The organism is Pseudoalteromonas sp. MMG022 (assembly GCF_021654245.1).
Taxonomy (GTDB): Bacteria; Pseudomonadota; Gammaproteobacteria; order Enterobacterales; family Alteromonadaceae; genus Pseudoalteromonas; species Pseudoalteromonas amylolytica.
Genome location: NZ_JAKFZQ010000009.1, coordinates 1 through 19,274, shown reverse-complemented (window position 1 = coordinate 19,274; position 19,274 = coordinate 1). Strand labels below are relative to the sequence as shown.

The following is a 19,274-nucleotide window of genomic DNA, read 5'->3' as shown; positions in this document are numbered from 1 at the left end:
CTTACGAACCGAGCCACTTAAGCGCTTCATCCAAAGCTGTTTTTGCTCGGTTTGGTAAGCTTTTTTTGCTGTGCATCACAACATAAATAGGCTCACTCACCGCCACATTGAGGTGATGAGCCTTAATGGCATGTTCCGCGTTAAATGCCTCAACCGCATACGCTGGCAATACACTAAAGCCTAAACCTCTACTGACAGGCTCCAATATCAGACTGATTTGATTGGAAAACCCCTTCCTGTGTAATAAATCGCTATGTTGAAATTGCTGAAAATTGGCACTGAGCAACAAATCGGCGTGATGCGCCCCATCTGGGTGATCGATAAACCCCAGCTCAGTTAGCCCTTGCCACGAAACAGTGCGCATATCAGCAGGGGTCACCAGCAATAACGGTTCACTGGCAAGCAACTCGCCACGTACATCGGGTGAGGTTGGCTTGATGCTCATAAAACCAAAATCTATTTGTGACTCGCCTACCGCTTTTTGAATATCTGCATTGGGCGCAAAGCGATAATCAATACTTAAGCGTGGGTAGCGCGCTTGCAGGGCTAGCAATTTGGGGTATAGCTTTAAACCAACACTGCCCGGTGACATCACCTTCACAACCCCTTCGTAGGGGTCATCCCGTGTCACCTCACGCTCAATGTTTACCATTGCAGTTAACAAGGGTTTACCTTGCTCATACAGCCGCTGGCCCGCATCCGACAAAGAAAACTGCTTACCCTCTCTTATCAGTAGCTCCGTATTTAACCAAGTCAGATTAATCATTACAAAACATTCTCATTTTTATGGTTAATGATAATTTTACTTAATTAACTATCGTTTGTAACCTGCCCGCTCACACTATTTAGGAGTGCAATTTATGAACAACACCTATCCACGGAACTTTTCTCATATTGGTATTTCGGTGCCTGATTTAAATAAAGCGGTTGAGTTTTACACGCAAGTGTTGGGCTGGTATCTCATTATGGAGCCCACAGAAATCACAGAAGATAACAGCGCGATTGGGCAAATGTGTACCGATGTATTTGGTGCCGGTTGGCAAAACTTTCGTATCGCCCACCTATCAACAGGGGACAGAATTGGTGTAGAACTCTTTCAATTTAACAACCAAAGCAACCCCGAAAATAACTTTGAATACTGGAAAACGGGCATCTTTCACTTTTGTGTGCAAGACCCAAATGTGGAAGCGTTGGCAGAGCGAATCGTGGCAGCTGGGGGCAAAAAACGCATGGCACAACCGCGTTATTATTACCCCGGCGAAAAGCCATACCGCATGATTTATATGGAAGACCCCTTTGGCAACATCCTAGAGATATACAGCCACAGCTACGAGCTAATTTATAGCGAAGGGGCTTACTAAACAACAACAGGGCGAGCTTAAGCTGCGTTTGTTTATTGATAGAAAGATGTTAAAGACACGGTGAGTGGGTATGTAACCCGTAGGTCGGATAAGCGTAGCGCCATCCGACGTTGTAACGCTTGCGTTGGATGGCGGTGCTTCGCACCTAATCCAACCTACTTGCTAAACAACAATAGGACGAGCTTAAAGCGCCTTTTATATTTGTTTTTATGAGCGCTTAAGCTGCGTTTGTTTACAGCAGATGTTAAAGACACGGTGAGTGGGTTTGTAACCCGTAGGTCGGATAAGCGTAGCGCCATCCGACATTGTAACGCTTGCGTTGGATGGCGGTGCTTCGCACCTAATCCAACCTACTTGCTCGTTATGTAATTTTATTCAGCTTCAATTAAGTAAATTATCGGTTATAGACTAGTCTAAACAATAGTAATTCCTTGTAGCTATGTGTAAGTGACTAATAATTAGAGTATTAAACATCGTATTTTGATAATTCTGGCAATAGATATATTGAGTGTTAACAGAAATTCACGGTAAGACGCTGTTAGCTTTCAGGAGTAATATGAACATTTTAGAGGCTGACTATGGCTTTGGTCCACTAGTCGATGTAGAGGAAACGATCCAAGCTGGTCTCGCAAAGCTGTTCGAGAGAAACCGCACTGAACCTTGGTTCGATGGATTGTGGATGAATGAGTACGGTGAAGTCCTTTATGGCTCTTTGCTGGTTTCAGCACAAGCTTATTGTGTTGGTAGCTTGCGGGATATTAACGAGATCCGAGCTAGTCTGGGGGTTAATAAATTAACCAAAGAGAAAGCATATAAGAGTCATCGTATAAAAGTTCAGGGTTATTCGTTAATAGAGCTGGTTAATTGTGCAGCTAATTATTTCAAGCATCGAGATGAGTGGAGCGATACTTGGCCTGATAATTACACCACACGTGTTCTAACAGCATTCTCAATGGACGGTGAGTTTCTGATTAATGAAATTCAAGGGGTTATTGACTCAGAGTATGGCTACAAAACACTTTCCGACCTAGTGTCTGAGTGGAGAAGTGACTTAATTGAACAATCAAAAAATGAAAGCTAACAAGCAATTTAAGAGGGATTCTCAACGCTTGGTATTTTTGCTTCTACTTCAAATTTAGTGTTTATGGCACAATACTTTAGGTTGGGTGATAGCGTTGCTCACATCACACCTGAATGCGGCGTAATACCACAATCAATCACCTAACCTTTTCGTCGCTTTACGGTAAACATCACTACGTTCGCGTTTTCCAACTGCTAATACGGTTACAATGATGACATCATCTTCAACTTTGTAGACGAGACGGTAGCCCGATTGACGCAGCTTAATTTTATACATGTTGTCAGATCCAGAAAGTTTTGAAGCCGGAACATGCGGGTTCTCTAAGCGCTCGATTAGCTTTTCCTTAAATTGTTGAAGCGCTGAGCCAAGTTTTCCACTCTTTGAGTGCGCTCTTTTTAAAGTCGAGTTTATAGGTCATCAATATTTACCGAAATACTCTCTTCAGATTCACGCTCTTTCGCAATAGCTAGTAGTTCAAGATCTTCGAGTCTATCCATCATCATTTCATACGCTTCAGCAGGTACGCATAAAATGCGGGCTCATTTCGGTTCAATACAGCAACAGGTTCACCGTCGGCACTCGTTGCAACTTTCATAGGGTTAGCTTTCAACTCAGTAATGCTTGCGGCAACATCGGCTAAAATTCTAGTAATCATATAATCGGTCTCTTAAGCGGTATAACAAGTTGCTTAAGAGTGGTTCTAACGCGTGGCATTTCTACAGTTGAAAAGGACAGGCACACAAACTTGTCTTTAAAACAGGTGTGGCTCACGCTTTTAAAGTGGTTGTACTGTTAACCCTTGTAGCTTATTTTATCTAACCGACCTGCTGAGCATTGCTGCCAATAGCCCACAGCAAAAAGGCCGCCAATAAACACACAGATACCTGAGCTTACTAACCAGAATGTTAGGCTATTTTCTGGGAACATTGGCATGAGTCCCACAAAACAAACGCCACGAAGTAAAAATACACAGGCTATCAGCAGCAGCGCTAGTTTGGTAAAGGGTAGGCGTTTAATTACCCCCGCCCCCGACAAGCCATAAAGCCCCCAAATCGAAAGCAGTAAGGCTATGGCTGTGGTCACAATAGTAGGATACCAAAGCCCCTGCTCTGCCATTAGCGCCATCTGTTCACCAGCACCAAAAAATCGATACCAATCACCGCCAAATACAATACAGCCCACATGTGCCAGCGCAGCAACAAAACAGGCGATTGCCGCTGTGACAAGATACTTATTACCCGTAGAATTCATTTTGCCTCCTGAATGTGTCCGTTATGGTTAAATTTATACACTCCCCTCAGACTCAACCACTAAAATACGTGCTTCTCCTTGCGGGTGGGCCACGTGTTCAGTCCCTACACTTGCGTAGAAAATATCACCAACGTTGAGTAACGTGGATTTTTCTTGGCCCTGCTCTTTGTAACGCATCTCAACACAGCCATCTAACACCACAAATACCTCTTCTCCATCATTGATATGCCACTTGTATGGCTCGTTGGTCCAATGTAAGCGTGTGGTGATGCCATTCATATTGGCGATATCCAATGCGCCCCATGCGCGTTGCGCTGTAAATTCTTTTGTGCGAATAACTTTCATTGTTTTGGCTCATTTCATCAGCTGTATCAAACAAAAAAGCCGCTGGGTAGTGATATACGCAGCGGCTTTTTTATTACACTTATCGAGTGATTAACCCACGTTCTTACGTGCGTTACGGAACATACGCATCCATGGGCTGTCCTCTTGCCACTCATCTGGGTGCCAAGAGTTCGCCACAGCGCGGAATACACGCTCAGGGTGTGGCATCATCACCGTTGCACGGCCATCCGTTGAGGTAATACCCGTGATCCCTTCTGGTGAACCGTTCGGGTTATTTGGATATTGCGTGGTCGGGTTGCCGTAGTTGTCTACAAACTTAACCGCTACCGTGCCTGAGTCAAGCGCCGCTTGTACTGCACCAGCATTGGCAAATTCGGCATGACCTTCACCGTGTGATACCGCAATTGGCATACGAGAGCCTGCCATACCATCAAAGAATACCGACGGGCTGCTTTGTACTTCAACCAAGCTGAAACGTGCTTCAAAACGCTCAGATTTGTTGGTTACAAAACGCGGCCAGTGTTCAGTGCCCGGAATAAGCTCTCTGAGTGTCGACATCATTTGACAGCCGTTACATACACCTAAACTGAAGGTATCTTGACGCTCGAAGAAGTTTTTAAACTGCTCACGTGCCATGTCGTTAAATAGGATAGACTTCGCCCAGCCCTCACCAGCACCCAATACGTCACCGTATGAGAAGCCACCACACGCCACTAACCCTTTAAACTGTTCAAGCGTTAAACGCCCTTCCAAAATGTCACTCATATGCACGTCAACCGCTGCAAACCCTGCACGGTTAAATGCTGCTGCCATTTCAAGATGAGAGTTAACACCCTGCTCGCGCAAGATAGCCATCTTAGGCTTAGCGCCTGTGGCAATGTAAGGCGCAGCGATATCTTCGTTGATATCAAAACTGAGTTTTACATTTAGGCCAGGGTCTTTTGCATCGAACTTGGCATCAAATTCTTGTTTTGCACACTCAGGGTTATCACGCAGCGCTTGCATCTGGTACGTAGTTTCAGCCCAGATAGTACGTAGTTCCGTACGTGTGTTGCTCAATACTGCGTTACCAGCACGGTTAAATACGATGCTATCGTCGCTGTTGAGCGTACCAATTGGGTGACTAACTGCTGCTAAGCCGTGTTGTGCTAATACGGCATTGACTGCGCTTAAATCTTCATTGCGAACCTGAATAACCGCACCAAGTTCTTCGTTATAAAGTACTTCGATGTCGCTGCCTGCAAGGGCATCAAGCTCTACAGTTACACCCGTGTGGCCTGCAAACGCCATTTCAGTAACGGTTGTGAATAAACCACCGTCTGAACGGTCATGGTAGGCCAATAGCTTTTCATCAGCGACTAAGCTTTGCATCGCGTCATAGAAGCCTTTTAGCAATTCAGGGCTGTCTACATCTGGCGTTTTATCACCCAATTGTTTGTAAACCTGCGCAAGACTTGATGCGCCCATACGGTTTTGCCCTGCACCTAAGTCAACCAAGATAAGCGATGTTTCGCCTTTATCTGTGCGAAGCTGTGGGGTAACCGTTTTGCGGATGTCTTCGACACGGCCAAATGCGGTGATGATAAGCGACAACGGTGCCGTTACCGACTTTTCTTCGCCGTTATCTTGCCATGTGGTTTTCATCGACATTGAGTCTTTACCCACTGGGATGGTTAAACCAAGCGCAGGACAAAGCTCTTCACCTACCGCTTTAACCGCTTCGTAAAGACCCGCGTCTTCACCCGGGTGACCCGCAGCGGCCATCCAGTTTGCAGATAGCTTAATGTTCTCTAAACCACCTATGTTTGCGCCCGCAATGTTAGTCAAAGACTCAGCCACCGCAAGACGTGCCGACGCACCGTAGTTGAGCAGCGCCGCAGGGGTGCGCTCACCCATTGACATTGCTTCACCGTGGTAGGTGTCAAACGCCGCAGCAGTCACTGCACAGTTTGCAACTGGCACCTGCCAAGGGCCAACCATCTGGTCGCGTGCAACTAAACCTGTAACCGTTCTATCGCCGATGGTGATCAAGAACGTCTTTTCAGCAATTGCAGGTAGGCGTAATAAACGCTTTGCCGCATCTTGCACATCAATGCTTTGGGTATCTAACGCGCTGCCTTGAGCGCGTTGTGATGTCACATCACGGTGCATTTTTGGTGCTTTACCCAAAAGTACATCCAAAGGTAAATCCACTGGATTGTTATCAAAGTGACTATCAGCAACCGTTAGATGACGCTCTTGCGTTGCTTCACCAATCACAGCGTATTGCGCACGTTCACGCTTACAAATGGCTTCAAAACGTGCAAAATCTTCTGCAGCTACTGCAAGTACATAACGCTCTTGAGATTCGTTACACCAAATCTCATGAGGTGCCATGCCCGGCTCATCGTTTGGAATGTTACGCAGTTGGAACTTACCACCACGGCCACCATCATCCACAAGCTCAGGGAAAGCATTTGATAAACCACCGGCGCCCACATCGTGAATGAACGCGATTGGGTTTGCATCACCTAGTTGCCAACATTTGTCGATCACTTCCTGACAACGGCGTTCCATTTCAGGGTTTTCACGCTGCACAGAAGCAAAGTCTAAATCTTCGTTTGATTGGCCTGATGCCATTGACGAGGCAGCACCACCACCAAGACCGATGTTCATCGCAGGGCCACCTAACACAACGAGTTTTGCACCAACTGGGATCTCACCTTTTTGCACATGCTCGTTGCGGATATTACCTAGACCGCCCGCCAACATGATTGGCTTGTGATAACCACGCACCTCTTCACCGTTGTGGCTATTTACTTTCTCTTCATAGGTACGGAAATAACCCAGCAGGTTTGGACGACCAAACTCGTTGTTAAACGCCGCGCCACCTAGCGGGCCTTCAGTCATAATATTCAGCGCATTAACGATACGACCTGGCTTACCAAAGTCGCTTTCCCACGGCTGTTCAAACCCAGGAATACGTAAGTTTGATACCGTAAAGCCAACCAAGCCCGCTTTAGGCTTAGAACCACGGCCCGTTGCGCCTTCATCACGAATTTCACCACCAGAGCCCGTTGACGCACCTGAGAATGGAGCAATCGCCGTTGGGTGGTTGTGTGTTTCAACCTTCATCAGAATTTCAATGTCTTCCTGATGATAGGCATATTCACCCTCTTGATTTGGGAAGAAACGACCCGCTTTAGAGCCTTTCATTACCGCCGCGTTATCTTTATAAGCAGACAATACGTTTTCAGGGTGTGTTTCATAGGTGTTTTTAATCATCTTGAACAGTGACTTTGGCTGTTGTTGCCCGTCAATGGTCCAATCTGCATTAAATATTTTGTGACGACAGTGCTCTGAGTTTGCTTGGGCAAACATAAATAATTCGATGTCGTTCGGGTTACGCCCTAACTTTTGGAAGTTTTCTACCAGATAGTCAATTTCATCTTCTGCAAGCGCAAAACCTTGTTCAATGTTTGCGTTAACCAACGCTTCACGGCCACCACCTAAAATATCAACCGATGACATTGGGCGCGGTTCATCTACTTTGAATAGTAAAGCTGCGTCTTCTAGTTGGCTATGCGTCGCTTCAGTCATGCGATCATGTAATAACGCCGCAACCTGTGCTAGTTGCTCAGCATTCAGTTCGCCTTCAACGTAATAGGCTATACCACGCTCAACACGGTGAACCTGACTCAAACCACAGTTATTTGCGATATCGGTCGCTTTTGATGCCCAAGGAGAAATGGTACCAGGACGAGGAGTGACTAAAATCAACTGCCCTTGCGGTTCGTGTTCCGCAATCGTTGGACCATATTTTAATAGCTTGTTTAACTTAACCAGTTCAGCCTCGCTAAGCTCAGCGGTTAAATCAACAAAATGCATAAATTCGGCATACACACCTGAAACAGGTAAGTTTGCATCCGCGCAGTTTTTAAGGACTTTTTGAACTCTAAAATCAGACAGTGCAGGCGCACCACGTAGGATCAACATAGGTATTTTCATCCGGGGTTAGGGATTGAACGATATTTAGGGTCGCTATTATAGTAGAAATGTTGGCTGGGTTTAACACTAATAATGCCAAAACTCGCAAAAATACCTCTTTTTGATGTAAATCCAGATAGTTATACGTTATTAAAACGCCAGCGACGGATAAATTTTGCGTTCGCAAGCAAAGTTAGCTAACGTGAAATACAAGGCTACCCCCCAATCAGGAGAACGAATGCAAGCAATTAAGTGGCTACTGGCCATTATTATGTTCGCTATCCTGTGTGGGTGCGAAAAGACGCCAAAAAACCAGCTTGAACAGATTAAGCAAAAGCAAGTGATCCGCGTAGGCACTTTGGCAGGCCCCGGTAATTATTTTCAGGCTCGCAATGGTGAGCAAGGCTACGAATACGAACTCAGCGCCGAATTTGCCGACTACTTGGGCGTACAACTACAAATGGTGCCATTTTTCAGCTTGCCAGAGATGTTTGCACGATTAAATAAAGGCGACTTGGATTTAATCGCCTCTGGTTTGAGCTATCACCCAAACAGAACGCAACTATATCGTTTCGGTCCAAGTTATCGTTCGGTCAGCCAAAAGTTGGTATTTAAGCAAGGTCGAACACGCCCTCGAAGCATCGAAGACATAGATAAACCCATTACGGTGTTAGCCGGTTCTAGCCACGTGTTGACCTTACAAGCACTTAAACAACAGCATCCATCTTTAGATTGGCTCGCCATCAGCGACATGGACGAAGAAGAGCTATTGCTTGCAATTATCGATGAGCAAATAGATTACACCATAGCCGACTCGCATACACTCGCCTTGTTTCGCCGCTATCACCCCACGGTGAGTATCGGCTTTTCAATTACCCGTGGCGACCCCATTTCATGGGTGCTGCGTAATGACGACGATGATTCGCTATATGCCCTGTTGCTGCCCTTTTTTGCTCAGTTAAAGCAAACTGATGTACTGTATACACTTGAAGAAAAATATTACGGCCATATATCTTCATTTAACTATGTTAATGCACTGGCATTTGTTGAGGCTGCACATGAGGTGTTACCCACCTATCAAGCATGGTTTAAACAATATGCGAGAAATATAGATTGGCGATTGCTTGCAGCATTGAGTTATCAAGAATCTATGTGGGACCCTAGAGCCAAATCACCGACCGGGGTACGTGGCATAATGATGCTGACGCAACCTACAGCAAAGCAAGTTGGCGTGACGAATCGACTCGAACCTGAGCAAAACATTCGCGGTGGTGCCGATTATTTAGCAAAATTATTAAAACGTATTCCGAAAAGAATTGCCTACCCAGACAGAACGTGGTTTGCATTAGCATCGTATAATGTTGGATGGGGGCATGTGAATGATGCAAGGATCATCACCCAGCAACAAGGGGCCGATCCTGACAGTTGGGCCGATGTAAAAAAACGACTACCGCTGTTAATTAAAAAGCGCTACTATCGAAAGACCAAATATGGATATGCACGCGGAGATGTTGCGGTACAGTATGTTGACAACATCCGACGCTACTACGACGCATTAGTCTGGTTAGACGAAAATAATGCGCTCGATGTAACTTCTGGCAAGTAGCTTGCAACCTAATTATGAAGTGTCATTAAACTGCAATGTATAGTTGTAATGCTGCCAGCGTGCTTTTCTCTCACACATATAAGGAGGTTCAGATGCTAAAAAGACGTCGAACTCATCAATTTAAACGCAATACACGACATACCTCACCAAACAGACGTCGTGTCATGCTCAAAAACGCACACAAAAAAGTGCTACTACGAAGAAAATTATTTGCCTTATTGCAAATGGAAGAAATGGCGGCTCAACCTTGAGCCGCTTTTTTTTGCTTTTTTGCCGCCTTGATTTCTTTACGGCGACGTTTAAAAAAGGCTGAGAGCTTTTCACTACATTGTTCTGCAAGTATGCCTTCAGTAACCTCTAACTGATGGTTTAGCCTAGGTTCTTTGACGATATTCATGATTGACCCAGCTGCCCCTGTTTTTGCATCTTTGGCACCGAACACTACTCGTTTTAGACGACTGTGCACCAACAATCCAGCGCACATAGGGCAAGGCTCTAGCGTCACGTACAACGTACAATCGACCAAACGGTAGTTTTCCAACACCTTACCTGCTTCACGAATAGCTAGCATTTCTGCATGAGCTGAAGGGTCATGCTGACAAATAGACTGGTTCCACCCTGCAGCAATTAACTGGTTGTCTTTTACCACCACCGCACCAACGGGGATTTCATCTTGTTGCTCGGCTTTGTCCGCATAGGCCAATGCCTGTGACATCCAGTATTGATCTTGTTCGTGCTCGTTCATGAAGGTTAAATTTAGTGACAATATCGCGCTTAGTATATCGTGAACACCCCATGCGATAAACCTGCGCGCTTTATTCAATCAAGCGAATGAGCAAGCGACTCGCAAAAATTAACCACTTTAGGTAAATCCATCTAAAAAATTGGCTATTTTTCGTCATATTAGTGTAATCATCCTAGAAAATCACAAAATCACGTGGCCCTGAAGGCTACACTTAAGCTATAATTCGCCGCTTTTTTTATTTCCTGAGCTCAACACACACGGGTAAAACATGAAATTTCCGGGACGCCGTAGGCATAAGCATTATTTTCCAGTGGAAGATAAAGACCCACTAATCAACCAGTTAGGCAATGATAACGGTTTAAAGCGCAGTTACATCTGTGGTATCGACCAGATCGTTGTTGATATCGAAGCCAAAGTTGACCAAGCCTTTTTAGATGAGTTTGGTCTGCAACGTGGCATGTCGCAAGTCATAGAAAGTGACATCACCAACGCACTTTACGAGCGTTTGAAACGCGACAATATGATTGATTACGAGTTTGCCGGCGGCACCATAGGCAACACCATGCACAATTACTCAGTGTTAGCTGATGACCGCTCGGTGCTACTCGGGGTAATGAGTGAAAACATCAAAGTTGGCAGCTATGCCTATAAGTTTTTGTGTAACACCTCAAGCCGAGTGGATTTGAATTATCTACAACCTGTAGATGGCCCTATCGGTCGCTGTTTTACGCTCATAGATGACAGTGGTGAACGTACTTTCGCGATTAGCGCAGGACTGATGAATCATTTACGTCCTGAGTCTATCTCTCAATCTTTAATTGAAAATGCTTCTGCGCTTGTGATCAGTGCTTATCTTATGCGTACCACCGCAGATGAAACGATGACACAAGCGACCATGCAGGCGGTCAAATATGCAAACCAAGCTGGTGTGCCTGTGGTATTAACCTTAGGCACTAAGTTTTTGATCGAACAAGACCCACAATGGTGGGCCGAGTTTGTTGAGAAGCATGTAGATATTCTCGCGATGAATGAAGAGGAAGGCGAAGCCATCACAGGCTTTAATGATCCATTACTTGCCGCAGACAAAGCTTTGGATTGGGTAGACCTTGTAATTTGTACTGCAGGCCCTAGAGGGCTGTTTATGGCAGGTTACATCGATGACGACTTTAAGCGCGAAACGGAGTACCCATTGCTACCGGGTGCAATTGCTGAGTTTAATCGCTACGAATTTTCTCGTGGTATGCGCAAAGCCGATTGTAAAAACCCCATTCGAGCCTATAGCCACACTGCTCCGTACATGGGTGGCCCAGATACCATTAAAAACACCAATGGCGCTGGCGACTGTGCTTTGGCCGCCGTTCTACATGACCTCTCGGCCAATGAGTACCATAAATTAAACGTACCAAACTCAGCGAAACATGAACAACAGGCTATGACCTATTCTTCTTTAGCGCAAATCAGTAAATATGCTAACCGAGCAAGCTATGAGGTGCTGGTTCAGCACTCTCCTCGTCTGTCTCGCGGCCTGCCTGAGCGAGAAGACTCATTAGAACAATCTTATTGGGATAAGTAAGCTAATCTTATCCACTTCCACGCTAAGTTAGCGTGAGTCAAAAATAAAAAAGCCCCTAATGGGGCTTTCTTATTCAATCACATTTTAGAATCGATATTGTAGACTCAAAGCGATTTCATCTATGTCGTTTTTAGAAACGAAATAGTAGCTATAGTCTAAACCCACAGTAACGTTATTAGAGACCGTGTAATAGAGCCCGCCACCAAGATAGGCACTTGTACCACTGTCTTCATATCTTTGTGATGAACTGCCGTCACGGATACTGTCAATCTCATACTCCCAATTGAAAGCACCGAAAAAGACTTTACCTTCAAAGTGATTTGCTAAGCTCTTAGCGTAATCGGCTTGAATTGCAATCCCCTCTGGCAATACGGGGGCAACATCTGCCAGCGCGCTGTGTACCTGACTAGGATCGTTGACCGTGCCAGTAAAGCTCACACTACCCTCACCTAGATTGATATACCTAACGCCCGCATACCAATGTGGCGCAACATTATAAAACGCCCCAAAAGACCAACTGGTGTCTTTGTCATCAACTTTTAACGTCGTTAAGTCAGCTTGTGCCGTGTTTGCATCTGCACTTGCCTGACCGAGCGAAGCGGTTATTTTCCAATCCGATGCATGTGCCTGCGTGCCGACCAAACACGCAGTACTCACAATTGCAAATGCCGGTAATAAAGACTTTCTGCGGCGTATAAACATTGCTGAAGTTAGTAACACTAGTAGCCCTCCAAATGAGCCTGATGAACTGTTCGTAATGGTTGTAGTTTGCTGACTGTTAACGGTCACAGTCACAGTACCTTGCGATGTCGCGCCATACTCATCACGCACCACATAAGTGATGGTATCTGTACCGTTAAAGCCTGATTGTGGGGTGTAACTCAGCATGTTATCCGAATTCACGACAACACTACCATGCTCAGCGGTTGCCGATACCAAGTGTAACGCTGTACCTTCTGGGTCACTGTCATTGGCAAGCACATCAATAACCAATGCTGAACCATTAGATACCGCGGTGTCATTCACCGTCACAGGCGCTTTATTGGTGATGATCGAAACAGTCGCGGTGCTGTGCGAAGTTCCGCCATTACCATCGGTAATGCTGTACTGAATCAGGGCTTCACCAACAAACATGGCCGGTGGGGTATAGTGCAATTTATTATCTTGCACAACCACAGTACCAAAGTCGACCGTTGCGCCCGTGATAGAGAGGATATCTCCATCCGCATCACTATCGTTGCCTAGTGCATCAATGATAATGGTCTGCCCTGACACAATTTCCACCGAGTCTGCGGTTGCAATCGGTAGTGTATTGTCAGTAATAGGCACTGCGATACCGCCTGGATCAACTATTACGCCGTTGGCAACACCATCGTCGTCATTCGGTCCACCGTCAACAATATTAAGCTGAATACACCAACTACCTTCAATCAAACCAACAGTCCACTGGTTGTCACCAGGTGGTGGACAGAAGCCCGGCTCACCCTGTGCGCTCAATACTTGGTTGCCATCTTCAATTACAAAGTTATGCCACTGACCGTCTTTTAGTTTTCTATAGACGGACCCTGCTGGTACGGGCACACGTTGAGGGAGTACGATACTATACGTGTCGCCCTCTTGCGGCAAACCAGTCGCGATGTAATCAAACAAACCACCTATGTTTAGCGCATCTGGGTCACTTGGTAGCTCTTCAGTGAGTAGCTCAATACCACCTGTTTGGTTTTGTACAACTGTTGCCCCTTTGCGTAAACAAACGCCTGGGTCACCTTCAACCAGATATTGAGTGGCTTGTAGCGCTCGTTCCTGCATCACATTACAATCCGAAATCGCATCTTGATAATCAGGAATACCATCACCATCAGAGTCTGTGTACCCTTCTTGTGAGTCTGGAATTAAATCGCCATCAGAATCCGTATCTCCAAGCGGCGCGAGCGACTCGATGACCTCAATGTAGACGTCTTTCTGTGTGGATAAATTCGGCGTACCATTGTCTGTTGCGGTAACTTTCACTTTGTATATACCCGGCGCGACATCCAGTGGGTTAAATACAAACAGCTCTGGCACAACAGAAAGATTCAATAACGGAGCAGAGGTTTGCCACGAAACACTGACTTGGTCGTTAGGGTTCGCATCCGCCACGGTTGCCGTAATCGTCACTTCATTGTCTGTTGAAGTAACCAGCTCTCGCTCTTGCGCTTCTTGGACTACTTTCGTGCTCAGTGTCGGTGCAATATTCGCTTCAGAGATTGTCACCGTTGATGAACCTCGCGTGCCGATATTCAGGCTGCTGTCTAAGGTTATAACAATGGTTTCATTGCCTTCAATGTCACTATCAGCAAATGTTTCAAACTCAATGCTGGTTTGGAAACCAGAGTTGATAACAACCTCACCCGATAATAGGTCATGATCCGCGCTATCCGATGTACCCGATACGGTGTATGGAATTGTTACCGGATAATTTGGAGAACGACCATTTAGGTAAACCACCACACTGTGTTTGTTACCCTCAGCTATGCGACTATTCTTCTGAAGCGATACCAGAGGGTTCACATTCACATTTTGGCTCACAGTAGCTTGCAACCCTTGTCCGTCGACTGCTTGCCAGTACGCAATGTTTTGACCAGGCGCAAATAGTGGGAAGCCATTCAACAACGATACTGGAAGCGTATTGCCCTGAGAGTCAGTTGCCACCGCGGTGCCCAATTCTACTTTGGTGTACAAGCCTGTTGCGTTCACGGTCACATCACTTGGTGCAGTGATAGTCGGCGCTTGGCCACCTCCAGCATTGGTAATCGTTACCATGGCTTTGGCTGAGGCACGCGCTTTGCCTTGGTCTTCAATCACATAATCAACAACGATTGGGCCTTGTGCATTTGGTACCGCTTGGTAAGTCAAGGTATCGCCATTGATACTGACACTACCCAAGGATGCTTTTGCACCGATAATGCTAAGCACACCACCATCTGGGTCCGAGTCATTATCCAGTACCGGCAGTGTATATTGATTAGCAGGCACGGATGTGAAGGTAAATGCATCATCCAATGCAATCGGTAGATCATTAATAGACACAACATTAATGCTCACTGTTGCCACATCGGATTGCAACACGCCATCTGATGCAAGGTAGCTAAAGCTATCTGTGCCATTGAAGTTTGGCAGCGGTGTATAGGTTAAGACCGTACCTTGCACTGAGGCGACACCATTTTGTGGTATGTCTTGCAGTGTTAAGGTTAGCGCATCGCCATCAGCATCGCTTACATCCGCAACAAAGCTGGTGGTGCCATCTTCATTCACACTGCGCTGCATGTTGTTGGCAACTGGCGCAGCATTGATAGCGACGACTGTGATATCAAATGCATCAAGACTGGCTTGCAGCTCACCATCGCTGACAGAAATAATAATGCCAGAGTATACACCAACATCATTAATGTCAGGAGTGCCCGTCAATGCCCCCGTTGCGGTATCAAAAATAGCCCAACTTGGCACGTTTTCAATGCTAAACGTTAAGGTCTGGGAGTCGACATCCGTAGCCTGCGGGGTAAAGCTATATGCTTCATCTTGATTCACCGATGTGGCAGGCGTGCCAGAAATTTCTGGCGCATCATTTACCGCATTCACTACAATTGCGAACGCGGCAAGTGAGGTGGTGCTTTGCTCATCACTGACCGATACCACAATACCAGAGTAAGTACCTTGCTGCCCCTCAACTGGGGTGCCAGATACCTCGCCCGTTGTGGTATCAAAGCTTGCCCAGATAGGTAGATTAGTGACGCTAAAGGTAAGTGTATCGCCGTCGGCATCGCTGGCCGTTGGCACGAAGCTATACGCTTCATCCTCATTGACCGTCGTAGCTGGTGTGCCCGAGATAATCGGCGCATCATTCACAGAACTCACGGTGATAGTCACTGTCGCTTGATTGGACGTCAGCCCCTCGGTGTCTTGAACGGTGTATGTAAAGCTGTCACCGCCGAAGAAATTAGCATTCGGCGTATAGAGAATACTGCCTGATGCTTGTACCTGAGTACTTCCTCCTTGCGCAGCAGTCACAACGGTCACGCTTGAGCTATTAATCTGGCTATCAACGTCAGTATCATTACCCAACACGTTGATTTCGATAGAGCCATCTTCAGCCAATTGCGCGGTGTTATCAACCGCAACAGGTGCATCGTTGACTGCTGTAATGTTCACGGTAACGGTTGCTGGGTCTGAACGTAGACCGTCACTGTCTTCAACCGTGTACGTGAAGGTAAGCACCCCATTTTGATCCTGATTCGGTGCAATCGTTAATACCCCATCTGTAGCAACCGAAACATTCGCGAGGCTGTACACGCCAGCACCACTGCCTTGATCTTCCAGCGCAATATCAGCACCAACGAAGCCGCTATCTTCAACATCTGAATCATTGTTTAGAATAGCCAACGTTGTTGCCGTGTCTTCGTTGGTGGTCGTAGAGTCATCTCCCGCAACGGGGCGATCGTTCACAGCACCAATGTTAACTGAAATGGTCGCGATATTTGACTGACCACCTTCACTATCAAGGATTGAGTAGGTGAAGCTATCAGTTCCTGTTTCATTAGCATCAGGCGTGTAAGTGAGTGTTCCAGCTGTTTGGTCAATGCTAGCACTTCCTTTGCTCGGTTGTGTTTCAAGCGTAATATCACCCGTTGGATTGGTATCTTCCACATCCGTTGCGCTGCTCCTGATTGTAAGAGCTGACGTCGATGTATCTTCGTCAATATTGGGTGTAAAGTCTGCCGCAACAGGCGAGTCATTTACCGCCGTAATGGTAACGCTCACTGTTGCTTCATTTGATTCAGCTTGGGTTGAGTCTTTCACTGTGTAAGTGAATGAGTCAGACCCATTGACATTCGCATTTGGAGTATACGTTATCGTGCCATTGCTTACCGATACCTGCCCAAGAGTCGGTGATGTTTTCACAACCACCGATGATGCAACCATATTATCTTCAGGGTCGCTGTCGTTTGACAGAACATTGAGCGAATTAGCGGTATCTTCAAGCGTTGTCAGGGTGTCATTTACCGCTGTAGGCGCATCTTCCACTGCATTCATATTGATAGTCACAGTATAAACAGGCGAGCTGGCATTGCTGCTGTCTTCAACGTGGTAAGTGAAGCTATCCGTGTGATTTTCACTGCCACCATGCACGTAGCTAAAGCTGCCATCGCTACTGAGCGTAAGCGTGCCATATTGAGGGTCGCTGTCTTTCACTATGGTTAAACTATCACTGGAGTCTAAATCATCGTCATCAGCCAGACTCAATAAACCATTACTACTATCGGCGGATGCTGTGCCTCCCTCATCAATGGTATAGCTAGTATCTTGCCCTGTTGGCGCATCATTGGTGTTAACAACTTCAACGCTAAAGGCGCTAAGACTTCCCGAATCTGAGCCGTCACTTACCGATATTTGGATATTAGAGGTCGTGCCCACATGGCTGTCATCTGGCGTACCAGTCAACGCCCCCGTACTAGTATCAAAACTTGCCCAAGCAGGTTGGTTGGTAATACTAAAGGTGTGCGTATCACCTGAATCTGAATCCGTTAATGTAGGTGTAAAGCTGTAAGCACTGTCTTCATCCACACTACTTGCGGGCGTACCAGAGAGCACAGGCACATCGTTATACTGTTTGGTTACGGTATCCGTAAACGCTGAGCTTGGGTTGCCTGCCGTATCAGTCACCGTCACAGAAAGTGTGAGCGTTCCCTCATCAAGGTTTGTGACGTCAATTGAAGTAACTTGCGCAGATGAGCTAGAAATGGTTGTAGCACTTGCGCTGCTAACGGAGTTAGTACCATCAGAAATCTCATAGGTGAAGCTACCAGATCCCTCTAAGCCAGATAATGTAAAGCTCATTGCCGCTTCATTATCTGCATCTATTTTGCTTTGATCTATGCTAGCTGTGACTCCCGTTGGCGCTGTGGCGTCTATGGTGACACTCAAGCTTGCACTATCTGTGTTGTTGCCAGCAGTATCCGTCGAGCGCGCTGAAATTGCGTGCGCACCAGACGTAAGTGTTGAGCTGGTAATACTCCACGTACCACCACTGACCACGGTACTTCCTACCGAACCATCAACATCTGAAATCAATGTAATGGTGTCGCCCGTTGTGCCAGTACCTGTAAATGTTGCCGTTGTGTCGTTGGTTAGGTTATCACTGCTAGAACTGCCGCTGTCACTGGCATCCGCCAAGTCAGGTGTACTTGGAGCCGATGGCGCTGTTGAATCAATCGTCACACTCAGTGAGCTTGAGCTACTACTGACATTACTCGAAGAGTCCGTAGCCTTAGCCGAAATGGCGTGCGTTACACCCGCTGTTAAGGTACTGGTAGTAATTTGCCAATTACCTCCCGTAGCCGTAGCGCTACCAATTGACGTAGCTCCGCCTCCTTCTTGGTCACTGTATAAAGTAACCGTAGCACCGCTTTCAGCAGTACCGCTAAAGGTTGGCGTAGTGTCGCTGGTGATATTATCTGTGCTCGACGCACCTGTATCTGATCCAGAGTCTAAATCAGGGGTTGAAGGCGCATCTGGCGCTACATCATCATTAACCATAATAGTAAATGACTCTTGATAACTTGCTGTACCATCGCTAGTTTGCACACAAATAACATAGTCACCTGGTGAAGTAGAAGCTTGAGTTTGTAGCGTGCTACCAGAGAACTGGAAGCTGCCATTGCCCGAGCTGGCACTACATGTGCCGTTGTCGCTGGCCCCAGAATTCACAAGGCTATACGTATGACTGTCGCCACTTTCTACATCTGTAGTACTGGCCGTCGCTACCGTAGCAGATACCCCTGTACTTGACTGATCGATGCTGGTTGCCGTTAGCGCAATATCGGTCGGTGCATCATTCACCGCACTGATAGTTACCGTAGCCTGATTGGTGCCTGTGCTATTTGTGGTGCCATCACTAAAGGTGTAATTAAGCGTAACCGATGAGCTTGGGTCTTCTGAGCTATTGGTGTAACCGATTGTCTGCAGTGCACTATCTACCAAAGCAGATGTTGCACTGCTATTGAAAGAAAGCACCAAAGTACCTGATGAATTCGTGGTAACAGTACCGATTGACGTGCCATTGTAGTCAAATGTATTGCCCTCGGTTAACGTACCAAGTAGCCCTGTATTGCTGAATACATCTTCTGTGTTTGCACCACCTGAACGAGCAATGGTCAGTGAGGCACCATCATAGTTACCGTTGCCACTGTTAAGTGCATCCAACTCGGTATCAGCGACCGTTACATCGCTGTCTATCACAATGGTTGAGCCATTTTCTGTAAAGGTGTTACCACCGTTTAGACTTGTAAACACCGGCGCGTCATTCGCAT

General features: G+C 46.4%; 11 protein-coding genes and 2 pseudogenes. 5 read left to right on the top strand and 8 right to left on the bottom strand.

Features of this window, described 5'->3' with window-relative positions:
- Position 1: 1 nt before the first annotated feature.
- The gene (locus L1070_RS10105) at positions 2-766 is read right to left on the bottom strand and encodes a substrate-binding domain-containing protein (RefSeq protein ID WP_237125463.1); all 765 of its coding nucleotides are present in this window, start codon (positions 764-766) and stop codon (positions 2-4) included.
- Positions 767-860: 94 nt separating this feature from the next.
- Here L1070_RS10105 and L1070_RS10100 point away from each other — a divergent pair, with 94 nt between their 5' ends.
- Together L1070_RS10100 and L1070_RS10095 are read left to right on the top strand one after the other, a co-directional pair.
- Positions 861-1,361, top strand: a complete 501-nt coding sequence (locus L1070_RS10100; RefSeq protein ID WP_070983936.1) for a lactoylglutathione lyase family protein — start codon at positions 861-863, stop codon at positions 1,359-1,361.
- A gap of 556 nt (positions 1,362-1,917) precedes the next feature.
- A complete protein-coding gene (locus L1070_RS10095; protein ID WP_237125462.1) occupies positions 1,918-2,442 on the top strand; it encodes a hypothetical protein in 525 nt (174 codons plus the stop codon).
- 132 nt (positions 2,443-2,574) lie between these two features.
- Here L1070_RS10095 and L1070_RS10090 read toward each other — a convergent pair.
- The 5 genes and pseudogenes from L1070_RS10090 to purL form a co-directional block, all read right to left on the bottom strand.
- Positions 2,575-2,860: pseudogene (locus L1070_RS10090) on the bottom strand (type II toxin-antitoxin system RelE/ParE family toxin).
- Positions 2,850-3,097: pseudogene (locus L1070_RS10085) on the bottom strand (type II toxin-antitoxin system Phd/YefM family antitoxin). Before L1070_RS10085 ends, L1070_RS10090 begins: the two co-directional pseudogenes overlap by 11 nt.
- Positions 3,098-3,234: 137 nt before the next feature.
- Positions 3,235-3,693, bottom strand: a complete 459-nt coding sequence (locus L1070_RS10080) for a hypothetical protein (protein WP_237125461.1) — start codon at positions 3,691-3,693, stop codon at positions 3,235-3,237.
- Positions 3,694-3,726: 33 nt separating this feature from the next.
- On the bottom strand, positions 3,727-4,038 hold the full coding sequence (locus L1070_RS10075; protein ID WP_237125460.1) for a cupin: 312 nt from the start codon (positions 4,036-4,038) through the stop codon (positions 3,727-3,729).
- A gap of 90 nt (positions 4,039-4,128) precedes the next feature.
- Entirely contained in the window at positions 4,129-8,013 is a 3,885-nt protein-coding gene (purL, locus tag L1070_RS10070) for a phosphoribosylformylglycinamidine synthase (protein WP_237125459.1), read from the bottom strand.
- A gap of 229 nt (positions 8,014-8,242) precedes the next feature.
- On the opposite strand from purL, the gene mltF reads away from it, so the two are divergent.
- Both mltF and L1070_RS10060 read left to right on the top strand, forming a co-directional pair.
- Positions 8,243-9,610, top strand: a complete 1,368-nt coding sequence (mltF, locus tag L1070_RS10065; RefSeq protein ID WP_237125458.1) for a membrane-bound lytic murein transglycosylase MltF — start codon at positions 8,243-8,245, stop codon at positions 9,608-9,610.
- A gap of 92 nt (positions 9,611-9,702) precedes the next feature.
- On the top strand, positions 9,703-9,861 hold the full coding sequence (locus L1070_RS10060) for a hypothetical protein (protein ID WP_170829113.1): 159 nt from the start codon (positions 9,703-9,705) through the stop codon (positions 9,859-9,861).
- Here the strand turns inward: L1070_RS10060 and tadA are convergent.
- Complete coding sequence (gene tadA / locus L1070_RS10055; RefSeq protein WP_237125533.1) at positions 9,852-10,355, bottom strand: tRNA adenosine(34) deaminase TadA; 504 nt, start codon at positions 10,353-10,355, stop codon at positions 9,852-9,854. The genes L1070_RS10060 and tadA overlap by 10 nt on opposite strands.
- 268 nt (positions 10,356-10,623) lie before the next feature.
- Here tadA and L1070_RS10050 point away from each other — a divergent pair, with 268 nt between their 5' ends.
- The gene (locus L1070_RS10050; protein ID WP_237125457.1) at positions 10,624-11,928 is read left to right on the top strand and encodes an inosine/guanosine kinase; all 1,305 of its coding nucleotides are present in this window, start codon (positions 10,624-10,626) and stop codon (positions 11,926-11,928) included.
- A gap of 84 nt (positions 11,929-12,012) precedes the next feature.
- Here L1070_RS10050 and L1070_RS10045 read toward each other — a convergent pair whose 3' ends face one another.
- Positions 12,013-19,257, bottom strand: a complete 7,245-nt coding sequence (locus tag L1070_RS10045; protein ID WP_237125456.1) for an Ig-like domain-containing protein — start codon at positions 19,255-19,257, stop codon at positions 12,013-12,015.
- Between the last annotated feature and the right edge of the window lie 17 nt (positions 19,258-19,274).